General features: G+C 31.3%; 16 protein-coding genes, 1 pseudogene and 1 riboswitch. All 17 genes and pseudogenes read left to right on the top strand.

From position 1 onward, the window contains the following. Window positions 1–77 precede the first annotated feature (77 nt). A riboswitch (glycine riboswitch) is annotated at window positions 78–174 on the top strand. A gap of 123 nt (window positions 175–297) precedes the next feature. Beyond that, window positions 298–1710: an alanine/glycine:cation symporter family protein gene (locus EHE19_RS14530; RefSeq protein ID WP_137697031.1), complete on the top strand. Its 1413-nt coding sequence runs from the start codon at window positions 298–300 to the stop codon at window positions 1708–1710. Window positions 1711–1941: 231 nt separating this feature from the next. Beyond that, the gene (locus tag EHE19_RS14520; RefSeq protein ID WP_171003522.1) at window positions 1942–2097 is read left to right on the top strand and encodes a hypothetical protein; all 156 of its coding nucleotides are present in this window, start codon (window positions 1942–1944) and stop codon (window positions 2095–2097) included. A gap of 194 nt (window positions 2098–2291) precedes the next feature. After that, a complete protein-coding gene (locus EHE19_RS14515) occupies window positions 2292–4025 on the top strand; it encodes a proline--tRNA ligase (RefSeq protein WP_137696834.1) in 1734 nt (577 codons plus the stop codon). A gap of 139 nt (window positions 4026–4164) precedes the next feature. Next, window positions 4165–4439 (top strand): annotated as a pseudogene (locus EHE19_RS19820) (IS66 family transposase); the annotation flags it as partial. Between the two features lie 472 nt (window positions 4440–4911). Then, a complete protein-coding gene (locus tag EHE19_RS14505) occupies window positions 4912–5196 on the top strand; it encodes a hypothetical protein (protein WP_137696832.1) in 285 nt (94 codons plus the stop codon). Then, window positions 5196–5834 (top strand): hypothetical protein, encoded by a 639-nt coding sequence (locus EHE19_RS14500; RefSeq protein ID WP_137696831.1) that lies wholly within the window; start codon window positions 5196–5198, stop codon window positions 5832–5834. Before EHE19_RS14505 ends, EHE19_RS14500 begins: the two co-directional genes overlap by 1 nt. Before the next feature lie 10 nt (window positions 5835–5844). Next, on the top strand, window positions 5845–7104 hold the full coding sequence (locus EHE19_RS14495; RefSeq protein ID WP_137696830.1) for a DUF6365 family protein: 1260 nt from the start codon (window positions 5845–5847) through the stop codon (window positions 7102–7104). A gap of 40 nt (window positions 7105–7144) precedes the next feature. After that, on the top strand, window positions 7145–8029 hold the full coding sequence (locus EHE19_RS14490; protein ID WP_137696829.1) for a hypothetical protein: 885 nt from the start codon (window positions 7145–7147) through the stop codon (window positions 8027–8029). A gap of 14 nt (window positions 8030–8043) precedes the next feature. After that, window positions 8044–8901, top strand: coding sequence for a radical SAM protein (locus EHE19_RS14485; RefSeq protein ID WP_137696828.1), 858 nt, complete (start codon window positions 8044–8046; stop codon window positions 8899–8901). 16 nt (window positions 8902–8917) lie between these two features. Further along, a complete protein-coding gene (locus EHE19_RS14480) occupies window positions 8918–9739 on the top strand; it encodes a nucleotidyltransferase family protein (protein ID WP_171003521.1) in 822 nt (273 codons plus the stop codon). A 37-nt stretch (window positions 9740–9776) separates the two neighbouring features. Further along, entirely contained in the window at window positions 9777–10724 is a 948-nt protein-coding gene (locus EHE19_RS14475) for a radical SAM protein (RefSeq protein ID WP_137696826.1), read from the top strand. Between the two features lie 4 nt (window positions 10725–10728). After that, complete coding sequence (locus tag EHE19_RS14470; RefSeq protein WP_137696825.1) at window positions 10729–11631, top strand: radical SAM/SPASM domain-containing protein; 903 nt, start codon at window positions 10729–10731, stop codon at window positions 11629–11631. Between the two features lie 52 nt (window positions 11632–11683). After that, window positions 11684–12580, top strand: coding sequence for a radical SAM protein (locus tag EHE19_RS14465; protein WP_137696824.1), 897 nt, complete (start codon window positions 11684–11686; stop codon window positions 12578–12580). Window positions 12581–12599: 19 nt separating this feature from the next. Continuing rightward, window positions 12600–13838, top strand: a complete 1239-nt coding sequence (locus EHE19_RS14460) for a DUF6365 family protein (RefSeq protein ID WP_137696823.1) — start codon at window positions 12600–12602, stop codon at window positions 13836–13838. Between the two features lie 34 nt (window positions 13839–13872). After that, a complete protein-coding gene (locus EHE19_RS14455; RefSeq protein WP_137696822.1) occupies window positions 13873–14889 on the top strand; it encodes a nucleoside hydrolase in 1017 nt (338 codons plus the stop codon). Between the two features lie 17 nt (window positions 14890–14906). Next, complete coding sequence (locus tag EHE19_RS14450) at window positions 14907–16607, top strand: B12-binding domain-containing radical SAM protein (protein ID WP_137696821.1); 1701 nt, start codon at window positions 14907–14909, stop codon at window positions 16605–16607. Between the two features lie 41 nt (window positions 16608–16648). After that, the gene (locus EHE19_RS14445) at window positions 16649–16858 is read left to right on the top strand and encodes a hypothetical protein (protein ID WP_137696820.1); all 210 of its coding nucleotides are present in this window, start codon (window positions 16649–16651) and stop codon (window positions 16856–16858) included. Window positions 16859–16900 lie beyond the last annotated feature (42 nt).

The following is a 16900-nucleotide window of genomic DNA, read 5'->3' as shown; positions in this document are numbered from 1 at the left end:
TTTGCATTATAGCACTAATTATGATAAATTATGTATGCGATTCTACATAAATTTTCTTTTTCCGATTATATGATAGAGAATCGTTCTCTGGAGAGTCCCGTTTGGGCGCCGAAGGTGCAAGGTAGATAATTATTTATTTACCAGTCTCTCAGGCAAAAGGACAGAGCTTATAGCTTAATCCTTTCTCTTTTGGAGGTCAGAACATTTATGTTTTGGCTTTTTTTAGTTCAGAGCAATGTAACTTGTTAAATTGCTTTGTTTTTGATTCAAAATATCAAGAAGGGAATGGTAATGTTAATGTTAGAACAGGTTAGTAGTTTTATTTCATGGTTTGATGGGATTGTGTGGGGTATTCCGCTAATAGCATTGGTTTTATTAGTAGGTATCCAATTCACAATACGCATGGGCTTATTACAGGTTAGGCATCTTCCTAGAGCACTTTACTATATGGTTAAAAATGAAGAAGGTGGAAAGGGAGAGGTTTCAAGCTTTGGAGCACTTTGTACAGCGCTGTCGGCCACTATTGGTACAGGAAATATTGTAGGTGTTGCAACGGCAATTGTAGCAGGTGGACCAGGTGCACTTTTTTGGATGTGGATAGCAGCTTTCTTTGGTATGGCTACTAAATATGCTGAAGGTCTTTTAGCAATTAAATATCGTAAAATCGATGCAGATGGTCATGTTTTAGGTGGACCATTCTATTACATAGAAAATGGTATGGGCAAAAATTGGAAGTGGCTTGCTAAGGCATTTGCATTTTTTGGAGCATGTGCAGGACTTTTAGGTATAGGAACTATGACTCAAATTAATGGAATATCTGATTCGGTTCGCAATTTCTTTGATGCTAATAATGAATGGACTGTTTCTTTGCTGGGTAAAAGCTATTCTTGGACTGTGGTAATAACAGCAGTAGTAGTAACTTTGTGTGCTGGACTTGTTATTATTGGTGGACTAAAAAGAATTGCTTCTGTTTCTCAAGTTGTAGTACCATTTATGGCAATATTTTATGTTATTGCTGCAATTATTGTTATATGTGTAAATTACAAAGCAATTCCAAATGCTCTTGTACAGGTATTTGAAGGTGCATTTGGTCTTAGAGCTGTAGGCGGCGGTGCTTTAGGTGCTATGATGGTTGCGATGCAAAAAGGTATTGCTCGTGGTATTTTCTCAAATGAATCAGGTTTAGGTAGTGCACCAATTGCGGCCGCGGCTGCAAAAACGCACGAACCTGTTCGTCAAGGACTTGTATCCATGACAGGAACCTTTATAGATACAATTATTATCTGTACTATGACAGGTCTATGTATTATAACAACTGGTGCATGGAATATAGGGCTAGAGGGTGCAGCTGTAACACAGAAGGCATTCCAGTCTGGTTTTCCATTTGCTCCTTCTTTAGGTGTATTTATACTTATGCTTAGCCTTGCTTTCTTTGCATTTACAACAATCTTAGGATGGAATTATTATAGTGAGCGTTGCATGGAGTATTTAACTAACGGAAATATGAAGTTCGTACTTGTATACCGTTGGCTTTATATATTAGCTATATTTATGGGACCATTTTTAGCAATCAATGCTGTTTGGGAGATTGCAGATATTTTTAATGGATTAATGGCATTTCCTAATCTTTTAGCTCTACTGGCCCTCAGTGGTGTAGTAGTAGCAGAGACTAAAAAATATTTTGAAAAGGTGAATGAGAGAAAGCTTTAGTAGTAACTAAAAAACCGTTTTGGTTATAATAACTATTGAGACGGTTTTTTTAATGCCTTCTCTATAAAGCATGCAAATGAGAATGCAGCTATCCTATTAAAAGAAGAAGACATAGCGCTTGAAAAGCTGTCAACAGATGTTTCTATCAATAAGAAGAGTTTTTCATTAATAGATGATATTATAGAGAAATTTAACATAAAGTATGCTAATGCGAATCAAGAGCTTAGTGATATGGTTGAAAAATTAAGTTTAGATGATGTACTTGTAGTAAATGTACGTGATAGCAATCCAAGTGCATACGAAGCTGCAGTAGCTGACAAGGTAAGTTCAAAAATAACAGATGGGCTTTTAGAAGGTACTTTATCAGGTAATAATGAAAAAGGCTGAATTTTATACTGAAATGAGTAATAATAACGCTATGATAACGAATATTACAAATGCTGTTATTAGAAAAATTAAAGATTTTTTATTGGTTGGTTAAGTAGTTGTATGGTAAAATAAGAGACATGGATATTTTATGAAAGGAGAAAACATTAAAATAATTACATTAATAATGTAATTTAATTGATGTTGATAAAAAAATGAAAGTAAGAAATCTTATTGGTGAAAGATTTAAAGAACGTCCATCAGACTGTGTTATTGACAGTCATATGTTTATGATAAAAGGTGGATATATTAAGAATGTGGCAAATGGAATATATTCTTTATTCCCACCTACAAAAAGAATACTTAAAAAAATAGAAAATATTATTAGAGAAGAAATGGATAGAATTGATGGGCAAGAAGTTTTATTCCCAGTAGTATTGCCTGGAAGCTTATGGGAAGAGTCAGGCAGATATGAAAGCGTTGGTGAAGAATTATTAAGGTTCACTGATCGTAATGACAGCAAAATGGTGTTGGGTATGACACATGAAGAAGCTGCTGTTCATTTAGTGCGTGAATATGCTCAAAGCTATGCAAAGTATCCATTTATGATTTACCAGATTCAAACGAAATTCCGTGATGAAGCAAGGCCTAGAGCTGGACTTATACGAGTACGTGAGTTTACCATGAAGGATGCTTATTCCTTCCATACATCACAGGAAGATTTAGAAGAATACTATGCAAGATGTTATGAAGCGTACAATAGAATATATGCTAGATGCGGTATACCTGAGGTGGTTGCGGTTGCTTCTGATTCTGGAATGATGGGAGGAAGTGTTTCTCATGAATATATGCTGCTTACACCAGCAGGTGAAGATTCCATTGCTATTTGCGGAGAATGTGATTATAAAGCAAATATGGAAGCTGCAGAGAGCATTATAGTAAATAATGCTGATATTCAAATGGGTGATTTGGAAGAAATAGATACACCTAATGCAAGCACAATTGAAGAAGTAGTAAACTTTGTGAATCTACCTATTACAAATATGTGTAAGGCAGTAGTGTATCAGAAAAATAGAGATGACAAATATGTTATTGTGTTCTTAAGAGGAGACTTAGAAGTAAATGAAGCCAAATTGACAAAAGTAATTGGTGAAAAAGTGCATGCTGCAGTTATTACAGAGCAAAGCGGAATTGTTGCTGGGTTTATCGGACCAATAGGCTTGCCAACAGATGTAGAGGTTATCTTTGATTCCTCACTAAAGGGCATTGAATATCTCGTAACAGGTGCAAATAAAGTTGATAAGCATGTTAAGGGCTTCAATATTAAACGTGATTGTGGAGACGTTGATTATAAGGATATTACTAAAATTATTGATGGTGGGATATGTCCTAAATGCGGAAAGAATTCAATAACAATTTCTAGAGGAATTGAAGTGGGGAATATATTCCAATTAGGAACAAAATATACAAAGTCTATGAATATGCAGTATCTAGACGCAAATGGAGAGAGTCAGTATCCTATTATGGGATGCTATGGTATAGGAGTAGGAAGAACAGCTGCTTCAATATGTGAAGTTCATCATGATGAATATGGACCTATTTGGCCTATTACAATTGCTCCTTGGGAAGTACAGATTTGCTGTATTAGAGCAGATGATGAAGAAACAAAAAAATTCAGTGATTCTTTATATGAGCAGCTTCTTAGTGAACACATAGAAGTATTATATGATGATAGAGATATGCGCGCTGGTGCAATGTTCGCAGATGCAGATTTACTTGGAGTTCCGCTAAGAGTTGTTATAAGTCCAAGAAATATGAAGGAAAACTTAGTGGAAATTAGCAGCAGAGACAAAAAGATATCTTTAAAGGTTAATAAAGATGATGTAGTTAATGAAATTAAGCGATTAATAAAGCAATTATATGATGAAATTAACCAAGCAGTTAAATAGAAAGATTAATGTATGCGGTTAAATGAGAACTACACTTTCTGATATTAGATTTTACGTCTGATATATAGAAAGTGTAGTTCATTTTTTATAGGATAATTTACATAGAGTATTAATTGAAATATTAATGCAGAAGTAGTTTTTTTTTGCGTGGCTAAAATCTTTAAATCCTGCGCCCAAAACCAGTTTGGGTCAGGCAGTTCATTATATGAGTAAACAACGCAGATTTCTAGAGCGTTATCTTCTTGACGGCAGACTGGAAATCAGTAATAACCGTGCAGAGCAAACAATCAAGCCGTTTGTGATAGACAGTAAAAACTTTTTTTTGCAAATACACCGCGTGGAGCCAAGGCAAGTGCTGTAATTTTCAGTATCATAGAGACCACAAAAGAGAACGGTCTAAATCCTTACGTTTACTAGGTGTATATTTTCAAAAAAATAACACTAATTGGAATGTTTACAATAATATTATTGCACTCGAACTTTTGCTTCCATCTAAAAAACCAGAATCATGAAAGACTCTGCTCATTAGGGATTGTCAAGGTTTGACTATTTTTGACGCTTACGTTTATTTGAAAAATATATTATACATTCTAAATATAATATGTTATGTAAGATATTGATTAATAATGGTGATTCATGTATAATTAATAAATAAAAGGGTTTGTTTTGTTAGGGTTGCTTTATTATGGGTGAAAAGCAATGTGTATTTATTATTTTGTTTTATAATGTACGTGTATTATAGAAATATAAAATCATATAACCATAAATACATTTATTTAGATTTATATAGATTATATTTTTATGAAGGAAAATATGAATTGCTTGGTAAATAATAGTCTATTTTTGTAATTGAAACTATTAATAAAAAATGAAAGAGGCGAAATTTATGAACAATTTTAGTAATGATGAAACGCAAATTAAGGAACTTATTGAGAAAGCGGTATTGGATCAAGAATTCAAAACATTATTAATTGAAGATCCGGACGAGGCAATGAAAAATTTTAAATTAACTGAAGTACAGCAATTGTTAGTAAAATCACTTCGAAGGGAAGACTTAGAAAAACTTACTCCAGAAAATCTTGAAGAGTATTTTTCAGCGGATTCTGCAGTGTATACACCTGATGCTGAAGAAGAACTTAATGCAGAAGAGGCAGACGAGGAGGACATATAATGAGTACGCTTGTGGGTGAATTTTTGCCAATTAGCCAGTCCGACTGCGAAGCATTTAGAACGGTTGCGTTACTTTCAAGAATGACTGAGAGAATAGAAACTTTGAGAGAAACACTAAGAAAAGAAGCCGAGAAGGCTGGAGCTGACAATAGTTCAAAATTGATGTTTGGCTTGTTTAACTTAGTTGCTAATAATGCTAGTGATGTATTGGAAAGCAAAACAAATGTAGAAGATGCTCTTGATATGTTTGAACAGATAATAGAGGAACAGCCTAATTACTGGCTAGCAAAAATGTATAAAATAAGAATTCAATTAATGTTACCTAATAGTTTTAGGGATGAGGATGAAATAATTGAGGAAATAATGGATATGATTGAACAACAGAAAAAAGGAGAGTTCAGGCCATATTATGTTATTCCTTATTTGTTAATTTCAGGATTGTATTGGTCATTTGGAGAATCTGAGAAAGCAAAAGAGTATATTGCTGAAGCAAAGAAACTTGAGGCATCTCCGATTACTGTAATTTCAGACTTCTTAATTCTTATATTTGATGATTTGGAAACAAAATTGAGATCCTCTGGCGAACATGAATCAGCAAATGATGTTTTAGAATTGAAGAATAAATATTTTAAAATGTAAGGATTATTTTATGAATAAAGTCTTAATTATCGTACTAAGTGAGATATCTGCTGGAGAGTTAACAATTGGATATGAATTTGGAAGTAGGCTGGATAAAAATAAATGTCAAGTTAAGTTTTTAGTTCCATCAAAATTTGTTTCTTATTTGCAAGAAAGAGGACAAGATTATATATCACTAAACATTAATGATGGAGCATTTATAAACAAAACTATTGTAGACAATTTAATTAATTCATATAAACCAGATTATATATTGCTTTCAGATATATATACAATTGAATATTCTAGGTTGTGGTCTGGTGTAAGTATGCAAATGTTGAAACAATATGCAATACCTATTCTTGGAATTGATGAATATGAATATTTGTCAACTAAATGTAAACCAGACTATTATGGAGGAAATTTCGAAATATTACCGCCATTGCTTGATGACTGCGATTACGTTATAAGAAATTGTCCTTTAAATATTAATAGAACTAGCCAAGATCAAAAAGTGAAATGTTTTAGTTTATATGACAGAGATTTAGAGTTATCAATCGAACGTAAGTTAGAAGTAAGAAAGAAGTTAGGCGTTTCAGAATGCAATAAAATGATAATGTACTCATCTTCTTCATGGGAAAGTATAAATTTTCATGATATGCCATCTCTGGGTATGCTTATGAAATGGTTGCCAACTATTTTGCATAATTATTTAAAAGATTTAAACGTTCCAATTACATTAGTTCATGTTGGTCCCAATAAGTGGGATATAGATATAAATCAATGTGGTAAAGTTACATATATGAATTTCGGTTATTTAAACCCTACTGAATTTGATGAGTGTTTATTGTCATCTGATTTATTTATTACTACAAATGTTGTGTCTGTTACTTTATCAAAAGCGATTTTCGGCAGTATTCCATGTATTGTATTTCAAAATTATAAGAATATTGATTTTGCAAAGCTCCAAAAAACTCTTTTAAAGCGTCCAGAGTGGTACCAGAAAATGGCCAAAGACATAAAGTGTGTATTCCCTTTTAGGGCAGGTTTTTTTGGGTGGTTTCGATTGCTTGAAGCAGTGTTATCAGATAATGAATATACAGATACATATGAAGTAGTTCAATTATTTAAGTATGATGAGGTTTTAGAAAAACTACAAGAATATTTATTTAATGAAGACAAAGTTACTGTTCTTAAAGAAAAACAGAAAGAATATATCAGCAAGGTTCTTAAATTAACAACGCCACAACAAATTATTGATGAGATTGAACAAGAAAGACATAATAAATAGGCTTCATTAAGTAATATTTGGAAAGTAGAGTGTTAAATATATGAATTATGAAAATTTGGGAATTAAAGAATATTTTAATAACTTAATTTTACCAAGGTCTATAAATTTGGATACAGACGTTAAGGATAAATACATAATAAGAATGCAGAACATGTATTTAGACGCGCACGGAGAGATTTTAAAGTGGCAGAAATTAAGTACAGAATATAAAAGAGTAATAGAGGAACAAATCTCTAGTTTTTGTGTTTTGACCAGACTTAATGTAGAAAAAGCTACATTTGAGTCATCAGAACGTAGTCCAATGAATTGGAGTTTTGCGGCCGGACATTCTATACCATATTTTCTGCTTAGTGCCGATACTGAAGAGAAGGCCGAGTTTATTTCTCAGGCTGAAGTGTTTGAAAAGGTAGCAAATCAAGTTGATAAATTCAATAAATCATTTGATAGATTTCCAAAATTGCCATCGGTATATCTGTATATCATGCAACTCTATGATATGATAGCTTTTGAGAATTTTGCAACATACTTCTCATGTATTGATTTAAGTACGGAAAAAATAGGAGAGTATGTTGAAGTAGAGATGCTTTCATCATCAAAAGCACAGATAGGGCTTGGATTATATTCGGATGATTCATTGTTTAAAAATGGTAAATTTAAAGCCGTCTATTTGGGAGTTTCTCTTTATAAGAATCGTGAATGTGCTGTTTTTAATTACATATGTGATAAATCTAAAGTAAAAATGGAAGATGCTCAAATCAATGGTGTTAGGGAAGGAAATTCTTATTACTCTGGAACATTACTTTTAGACTTGAAAACATTTGTGCCTGTTCATGGGAGCATGATTGAAAATTATATTGCAAGGCAAAAAAAGGATAATGTTAATGTTAGAAGAGAGATTCATATGCATTTAGTTGAAGATAATTAATCCGGAGGCGATATATGTTCACATTACCTAAAGAGATAATGCTGGAACTTACTGATCGATGCAATTTAAATTGTGAATATTGCTTTAGAAGTAGTTCAAAATCAAAAGGAACTTTCATAAAATGGGATGATTTTACTACTATAGTACAAAAGTTACCCTTTGTTGAAGTGTTTGCACTTTGCGGGATGGGCGAACAACTTATTTATCCACAATTTTATGAAGTTGTTGAATATTTGGCAATATACCAAAAAAAGGTGGCTGTAATTACAAATGGCACGGTCAAAATTAATTATGAACGGTTATTAAAAAGTGGTAATGTAGAATCTGTGACATTTTCTGTTGATGGCGCGGATGAAGAAGTTATTCGAAGGGTGTGTTCACAATATGATTTTAATAAATTACAAGATAATTTAATAACGGGAATGGAATACCCTCAGATTAGTAAAGAAATTAACTGCGTTATGACTGAATCAAATATCGAAGATGTTATTAATATAGTAGGTCTTTGCAGTAAGTTTGGAATCAGTAAACTGAATATGTTATTGCCAACTTATAGTACCGATTGGGTTAAAGAAAATTCAGTTCAAATTAAAAATATTCTTAATATGATACAAGAAGAAGCAAAAGAGAAGAAAATAATATATTCAAGTCCTTATGAAAAGTATTGTTTTTATAAGGGAGCGCCGATTCCTTTTGTGTCTCTAAGTGGAAATATTAGAGCTTGCTGTGATCATTATAATAGAATACCCCGAATTGGGAATTTAGTGACTAATGAGTTTAAAGAGCTGTTTGAGAGTAAAAGATATAGTCGATTTAACTCGGGAGAATACTGTAAAACCTGTAGTATGTATAGCTCAATGGTTAATGAGTAAGGAAAGGAGGATAAAAATGGATGATGATATTATTGGCATTATTCCATCTGGTGGTTTAGGTAAGAGAATGAAGCCATTTCGTGCCTTTAAAGAACTTACGACTGTTGGAAGCAGAATATATGAAAGTAATGGTGAAATGCGAGAGATACCAAAGGTTCTGGGTGAATATACAATTGAAAATATGGTAAGAGCGGGTGTCAGTAATCTGGTTATTGTTATTAATGAAAACAAGAGTGAGCTGCTGAGATTCTATGGTAATGGAAGCCAGTATAAAACTAATATTGTTTATGCGTGCCAAGATATGGACTCCGATTTATATGGTATGCCGGTGGCTTTTGAAGAAGCGTATCCTTGGATTCGCAATAAAACTGTTTTTATGGGAATGCCAGATACAATTGTATTACCATTTGAATGCTTCGAAGTGTTATATGATGTACATAAGGAAAACAAATCAGATTTAACTTTAGGGGTATTTCCAACAGACAATCCACAGAGTTTAGCGCCAGTTGAATATGATTTAAAAACGAAAAGAGTTCTAAAAATATATGATAAACCTAAGGAAATAGACATTAATAATACTTGGAATATTGCTATTTGGAGTAAGAGGTTTACAGAACTTATTCATGAGTATTATTGTGAAGAGTTAAGTAAAGTTCAAGATAAAAAAGAAATAATTTTGAGCGATATTTTTAATTTAGCAATTCATCGGAATTTTGAGGTTTTTTGCCATTTCTTTGCAGAAGGACAATGTTTTGATTTAGGTAATATTAAAGAATATAATTCAACAAAGTTAATGGTTGAAAATAGTTCATTATTATATCGCAATAGTGTAGTATAAATCCTTTTGTAATTTATAAAAGTACTCCAATTATAGTATGGGGAGGTTGTATACATATAAGTGTGTACAAATAAAAGAAATGAATCCAGTTAGTTTATTAAAAAATAGTACGAAATCTGTCTCGATTGAGATAACCACCTGTTGCCCTCTTAATTGTGTATATTGTGAAAGAAAGATACACAACAAAACATTATCATTTGATGAGTTCTTATACCTTAAAAGTATAATAAAACAGCAACCGCTTATTAATAGGATTACGTTTTGTGGAATAGGAGAAGCCTTTCTGCATAAAGACTTTTATAGGATGTTACAACATTTAAGTGATTATAAGATAACTATAATAACCAGTGGAACGATACTAGTTGATTTTGATAAGTTAAGTGAGATGGAAAATGTAGATATTCTTATTTTTTCCATTGATTCAGTTTCAAGAGAAAAAGTAGTTGATATCTGCGGTGAAAATTATAATTATGATAATTTGTTAACAAATCTAGAGAACCTTAAGAAATATTGTAAGCAAGCATTAAGGAAACGTAAATTTGTAACATCAATTATTAATTGTACTATCAATAAATCTAATATTGAAGATATCGTTAACATGGTTGATTTTGCTTTTAAATATGGATTTAGTGGTATTCATTTCTCTTTGCCGTGGGGTAATTACGAGTTAGTAAAAGAGCAGCATCAGATTTTAGTTGAACAGTTTAACAAGGCAATGGATAAAGCAAAAAGATATGGTATTGTTATGGAAAATCCTTTTAATTCATACTGTTGCATTACTCATGATCATATTATGCCGTATATAGATGTAAATGGAAATATGTACTATTGTGCATATGGATTAAACAAAAAAGAGGTTTTAGGAAATATTAAAGTGGATGCATTTGATGATATGAAAACAAATCCAATTTATTTAGACTACATCTCTGGTGATAAGTGTAAGATATGTGATATGACTGAGTTTTGTAATTTAGAAAGAAGGTGATTGTATGAATGAAAAGGAAAACTATATTCATGAATTGGTTAGACTGAAGTCTAATGCAATCGCTCTTGAGTTGACTACATATTGTCCTTTGAATTGTATATATTGTACAAGAGAAAAAGTAGATAGAAAAAACAAAAATCTTGAATTAGAGGACTTTAATATTATAAAGGAAAAAATCAAGGAATTTGAGAATGTTGTTATTTGTGGAATTGGGGAGCCAATGGTATACCCATACATATATGATGTAATTTCGCTACTAGACAAAAATGTTTTATTAATAACAAGCGGAACTGTTGCAATCAATTTTAAGGAACTAAATAAAGCTGGAAATTTAAAAGTAATAGTATTTTCTGTTGATGAACCAACAGAAGAGGGCATGAAAAAAATTGCTGAAAACTATAATTGGAACAATATGATAAGCAATTTAGTAAATGCAAGGAAAGCTAGTATTCCTGTAATCGTTATTAACTGTACAGTAAATAAATACAATTATCGTAATATCCCTGAAATGATAGAATTTGCTAAAAGAAATAAGGTTATGTCAATTAATTTTACACTTGATATTAACGAAGAGGATATGAAAGATGTAAATTCTGAAGAACTTGAACATTATTTGAGTTACACAAATGATATAAGTTTAAGCGGAAAACTTATGATTACATCTTCAACCAATTCATTAAAATGTACTAGTTGGGATCGAATATTACCTTATATTACTCTTGAGGGTAAAGTTTATCCATGTTGTATTGGTTTAAAAGAGGAATTTTATTTAGGTAATATATTTGAGAGTACATTTGAAGAAATATGGAATGGTGAACGTTACAATGAATTTAAAACATGTGACTTTTGCTATAAGTGTAAGCTATATAAAAATTTAAAAAAATACGAAGTATCTAACAATCCATAACAAATAAAAATATGTGATTATTTGAAGCTTTGAAAGAAAGGGACGAATTGAATTGAAAAATTTAAGTATTCATTTGACGGATCAATGTAATAACTCATGTAAGTTTTGTGTGGTTAACTCACACCAAGAAGCAAAAGAAAGAGTGAATAGGAAGGTTGTATATAACTATTTAAAATCAAATGCAAATAAAGGATTTCAAAGGGTTAATATACATGGAGGAGAACCAACCTGTATACCTGAGTTTTTTGAATTTTTAAATGACGTTAAAGAGTTTAATTATCCAGAAGTCTCTCTTCAAACAAATGCTAGGCTGTTAAGCGATATGGAATTTGCAAAAAAAGTTGTGGATCTAGGAGTCTCTCTTTTTGTAGTATCAATGCATGGGAAAGATGCGAAACAACATGATTATTTGACTTCTATTGAAGGTAGTTATGATGAAGCAGTTCAAGGAATAAAAAATGTATTAAGTTTAGGTGCTAGAGTTAGAACCAATACAGTTGTATGTAAACAAAACAAAGATGATTTGATAGAAATAGTAAATAATTGTATGGACTTAGGAGTATACCATATAAATATTTCAGGCATGCATCCAACAGGAAAAGCACTTACTAATTATGAAGTCGTAACACCTAGATATAATGAAATAATGACACAAGTAAAAGCAGCCGTAGACGATGTTGCAAAAAGAGGAGTGGTTTGTACTCTTGAAGGATTTCCATATTGTGTACTTGGTGAATATACAAAGTACTGTATTAATTGGGAGGAAGAACAGTATAAATTACTCTTTAGAACTACTATTATCGAAGATTATGATACTTTTATGCGTGGTCAAGAAAGGAAGCTTGGGAAACCATGTAAGAGTTGTATAGAAGCTGATAAATGTGGCGGCGTTTATAAGGAGTACTTGTTGTTCAATAATTGGGATGAATTCTCAAGTATTACCAAGTAGGAGGAGAAATACTCTTAATATGAATGTTGGAATAATAGTTACTAGTTATTGGGCATATGGCGAATTGTTAATTGCGTTGCAATTTGCAAAAAGAATAAAAAAGTTTGGCTATAATCCATATTTTTTTATACCTCCTTCCCATAAAAATATACTTCAGCAAGAAAACATCAATTATTGTGTACTGATCCCCAATATAGGGAGTATCAATCGCATTTTATTTCAGGATTATGAGAATAGATGTCATCCTGAGTATGTAATTCTTTCTGACTTTTTAAACTATAATTTTTGCGAAAAAGATTATGGACTATCTGTGAAGGATTTAGAAATATTTAGTGGAAGAATAGGTACTTTTGATAACTTTGATTGGACTATTAAGCTGCGAAAAATGGACACGTATGGCTTTGCGGCGAGTATTGCTTCAAAGGTTGATATTAATAAATATGGATTTAAATTAGTTCCATGTCCTATCACAAATGTTAATGAGCAAAATGAGGACGATAAATTTTATTACTCATTAATTGACGAATATTTAGAATATGATGAAGAAAAAAAAATAAAGATGAGGGAAGAATTAAATCTTCCCCAAAAAAAACCGATTATACTCGTAACGTCAGCAACATGGCAAGATACATATAAAAGTTATCCCCAAATTATTAAATGCGTAGAAATATTCAATAATGTGTATGCAAGGCTAATAGATAAAATGTCGGAGAAGGTGACTATTGTTCATGTTGGTAAAAACAGTAGTATAAAATTTAAAAATGAAAATAAGAACATTATTTACCTTGATAACCTTTCGCCCAAATTATTTGATAAGTATTGTATTGCATGTGATGTGTTTTTGAGCCGTAATATTACATCAACAACATTAGCAAAGGTTGCTTGTTCAGGGATTCCAGCAATGGTTTTGACTAATTCATTACATATAAAAAATGGAGTTGTTTTAAGCTCAAACTCTGAAATAACGAATGAGATGAAAAAAGAATTAGAAAAAATAGATGATTTATACCCTTATAGAATGTTTCCTGTAGGTTGGTATAGCTTTTTGGAACCAATACATAAAAATAATCCTTATTTTGAACTTGTAATAGAGGAGGAAGTATTTGATTTTGATAAGGTGCTAAAAAGCATTGATAAAATGACAAATGATGCAGGTTATAGAGCGGAAATAAAAGAGAAAGCAATGCAGTATAGATTGACTCTGGAAAATTTGAAAAAGCCTGAAGAAATACTAAGCTTGTTAAACAATAGAGATTGATAATTTTAGAGAATAATTTTTTAGGAGATAGAATATGAAACCTATTGTAATACATCAAACTGACATATACCACCACCATTTAGATGCAGATGATCACTGGGATTTGGCATGTCAGTTTGCCTTGTATTATCTTAATGAAATTAATTTAGTTGGTATAATAGCGGATAATGTACCTAAAATTAGACTGAATCATGGAGATCCAGCTGTATTTGCCATATCTCAGATGAATTATATAACAGGAAGTTATGTACCAGTTGCGATAGGTACAAAAATTAAACCCAGTTTAGTTAATTCATCAATGTATAATGAGAAAGCAAATGAGTTCGCTGCAGTAAAAATGATAGAAAGAACATTGCGTAATTCAAATGAAAAGGTAGTTATACAGATGGTAGGTTCATGTAAGGATGTTGCTATTGCGATTATGTTGTTTCCAGAACTATTTAAGGAAAAATGTGCGGCAATATATTTAAATGCTGGAGTCAGCAATAGCTTGAGCAAAACGGAATATAACGTTTCGTTAGACCCAAGATCTTTTAATATTGTGTTTAATGCTCCGTGTCCGTTGTATTGGCTACCATCTCATATGAATTTTGTAGATAATTATACAGTTGAAAAATATGCTACATATTACAAATTTAAACAAGAGGCAATTTTACCGTATTTATCAAAGAGTGTTAAAAACTATTTCACATATGCACTAGGTAAAAGTAATGATATTAATTGGCTTAATTATTTAAGTAAAGCAGAACGCAGTGAAGTATTTAATACAATTTGTAATGACTATAGAAACATGTGGTCAACAGCTGGAATTTTATCAGCCGCAGGTAAAGTGGTGACAAAAAGCGGCAACATTGTAGCGGCAGATACAGTTGGGGATAATGCAATTTTTAAATATGAAAAAATACAAGCCCAATGTGATATTAATGGTAAGGTTGATTGGGAGTTTACAAATGAAATTACCAATAAGTATATTTTTACAATAACTGATATGGAATTATATCAAGATTGTATGATAAACGCTATGAAAGAATTATTGGTAAAATTACCATAATTATTGGAGGAATGTATATGATAAAAAATGTATGTTTGCTTATGTCACCATCAGAAAATAGTTTACAGTATCCGGAGAACTTAACAAGACTTACAATTAATTTAGGCGTCGGCGTAATTTGTGGGTATCTTGAGGAAAAAGGATATAATGTAACCATTAAAGATTTAAATATATCATTATCTAAAAATTTTAAAGATGAGTATAATCATAAGCAATTAGAAATGGTATTTAATATAGATGTTTTTAAGAATTATATTCTTACAGGTGAAGATGAAGAAATGGATCGACTTATTTCACTTCTTTTAGAGAATATGGATTTAAGTGAATATGATTTTTTTGGAGTCTCTATAGGCGGCGATTTTTCATTTGTTCAAATGCAATTAGGTTTTATATTAGCTAAGTATTTAAAGAAAAAATATAATAAGCCTGTTGAAATTGGTGGAAATAACGTATCATTTCTGTACATTTTTAAAAGTGTTTTTCAAGAAATGTGGGAAATTGTATTAAGTAAATTTAAGTTTATAGTAAATGGCCCTGGCGAAAAGGTTATAGAAGCAATAATCAAGGGCTTAGATGAGAATAAGGATGAGGATTGGTTTAATCAACTTCCAGGTATGGTTCGCCTAGTGGATGGTGAAATTATTTCAAATAAAACTGAAAAACCAATAGTTATCAAACCTGATTGGGGAGACTTAGACATGTCTTTTTATACCAGGTGCATGATAGATGAGCAGGGGACAGAACAAAAAAAACAGAAAGCGATTAGTGAAAATTTAATTTATAACTATAAGTGGCCAGATGCTTATCTTGATAGTCCAGGACTTATCGTTAGCAAATATAATAGAATGAAAAGAAAAGATGTTACCGAAAAATTAATATTACCATATATTTTTAATTACAATTGTCCTTATAGCTGTGCTTTTTGTACTCAGAGTGATTACGAAAGAGGAAGTATTGTAGGTGGCAATCCAGATCAAGTAATTAAAGATATTAAAGAATTAATAGCTAAATATAATACCAAATATTTCTATTTCTTAAATAATGCATTTAATTTTTCAGGCAAGTTTGCTGATGAGTTTTGCAATAAGGTAATTGATGAAAACCTCGAAATATATTGGTCTGATTGTGGTAGATTTAATAATCTGACTTATGAGAGGCTTGAATTAATGAAGAAGGCTGGTTGTACGAAATTGACTTTCGGATTTGAATCAGGAAGTCAAAAGATTATTAATTTGATAGATAAGCAAATTGATTTGGATCATGCAGAGCAAGTTTTAAAATGGTGTTATGATTTGAAAATTTGGTCAGACATAGAGGTTATTATCGGATTACCGCAAGAGCTTGATGAAGATTTCAATGAAACAAGTGATTTCATAACAAGAAATAAAAAGTATATTAATTATTTTTGGGTAAATGAATATTTTGTTGTGCCTAATAGCTTAATTGGTAGGTTCCCAGAAAGATATGGGATAGAATTGATTAAAGATAATACTAATTATAGGGATTTGCTAATTTACAATTTAAAAATGTATAGAAATGAGCATACGGATGTTCAGACTTCTAATTCAAAGTTATATGGGTTTAATGAAATAAACGGAAGGAGTTTTGAAGAAATAGTTAAACAAAATAGTAGAAAACTTAAAATAATTAATGGAATGCAAAATCCAGAAGGCGATTCTGCTGCTAAACTTTTTAAAATGTTATGCGCAGTAAAATAATGAAATGAGTACGATTCAAAAATCTATACAGGAGGAAGATAGTGTTTAATCACTATAAAAAAGTAATGAAGAAAAAAATAGAAAAATATTTTAGGTTAGTATTGAGGATAGTAGCATTTGCATTTTCAGTTGCTGGGTTAGCATTAATTGTTATTGATACAAGTGATATTAAAGAAGTTATTAACGTAATTGCTATCGCATTAGTCATTAATACATTTATTAGTGTTGAGGAATTTTGTAAAAAGTGTTAAAATCTATATAACCTTGTAATTAGGATATTACTAAGTGGAGCT

Origin of the sequence: Ruminiclostridium herbifermentans, from assembly GCF_005473905.2 — a bacterium.
In the GTDB taxonomy this organism is placed as follows: domain Bacteria; phylum Bacillota; class Clostridia; order Acetivibrionales; family DSM-1351; genus Ruminiclostridium; species Ruminiclostridium herbifermentans.
Note: the sequence above shows the minus strand (reverse complement) of the source record. Positions and strands in the feature narration are given on the sequence as shown.

What these genes read in the sequence shown, in the direction of transcription:
- EHE19_RS14490 (WP_137696829.1), top strand. Translation starts at nt 7,145, where the DNA reads ATGAATTATGAAAATTTGGGAATTAAAGAATATTTTAATAACTTAATT.
- EHE19_RS14480 (WP_171003521.1), top strand. Translation starts at nt 8,918, where the DNA reads ATGGATGATGATATTATTGGCATTATTCCATCTGGTGGTTTAGGTAAG.
- EHE19_RS14505 (WP_137696832.1), top strand. Translation starts at nt 4,912, where the DNA reads ATGAACAATTTTAGTAATGATGAAACGCAAATTAAGGAACTTATTGAG.
- EHE19_RS14500 (WP_137696831.1), top strand. Translation starts at nt 5,196, where the DNA reads ATGAGTACGCTTGTGGGTGAATTTTTGCCAATTAGCCAGTCCGACTGC.
- EHE19_RS14460 (WP_137696823.1), top strand. Translation starts at nt 12,600, where the DNA reads ATGAATGTTGGAATAATAGTTACTAGTTATTGGGCATATGGCGAATTG.
- EHE19_RS14470 (WP_137696825.1), top strand. Translation starts at nt 10,729, where the DNA reads ATGAATGAAAAGGAAAACTATATTCATGAATTGGTTAGACTGAAGTCT.
- EHE19_RS14495 (WP_137696830.1), top strand. Translation starts at nt 5,845, where the DNA reads ATGAATAAAGTCTTAATTATCGTACTAAGTGAGATATCTGCTGGAGAG.
- EHE19_RS14485 (WP_137696828.1), top strand. Translation starts at nt 8,044, where the DNA reads ATGTTCACATTACCTAAAGAGATAATGCTGGAACTTACTGATCGATGC.
- EHE19_RS14520 (WP_171003522.1), top strand. Translation starts at nt 1,942, where the DNA reads ATGGTTGAAAAATTAAGTTTAGATGATGTACTTGTAGTAAATGTACGT.
- EHE19_RS14530 (WP_137697031.1), top strand. Translation starts at nt 298, where the DNA reads ATGTTAGAACAGGTTAGTAGTTTTATTTCATGGTTTGATGGGATTGTG.
- EHE19_RS14450 (WP_137696821.1), top strand. Translation starts at nt 14,907, where the DNA reads ATGATAAAAAATGTATGTTTGCTTATGTCACCATCAGAAAATAGTTTA.
- EHE19_RS14515 (WP_137696834.1), top strand. Translation starts at nt 2,292, where the DNA reads ATGAAAGTAAGAAATCTTATTGGTGAAAGATTTAAAGAACGTCCATCA.
- EHE19_RS14455 (WP_137696822.1), top strand. Translation starts at nt 13,873, where the DNA reads ATGAAACCTATTGTAATACATCAAACTGACATATACCACCACCATTTA.
- EHE19_RS14475 (WP_137696826.1), top strand. Translation starts at nt 9,777, where the DNA reads ATGGGGAGGTTGTATACATATAAGTGTGTACAAATAAAAGAAATGAAT.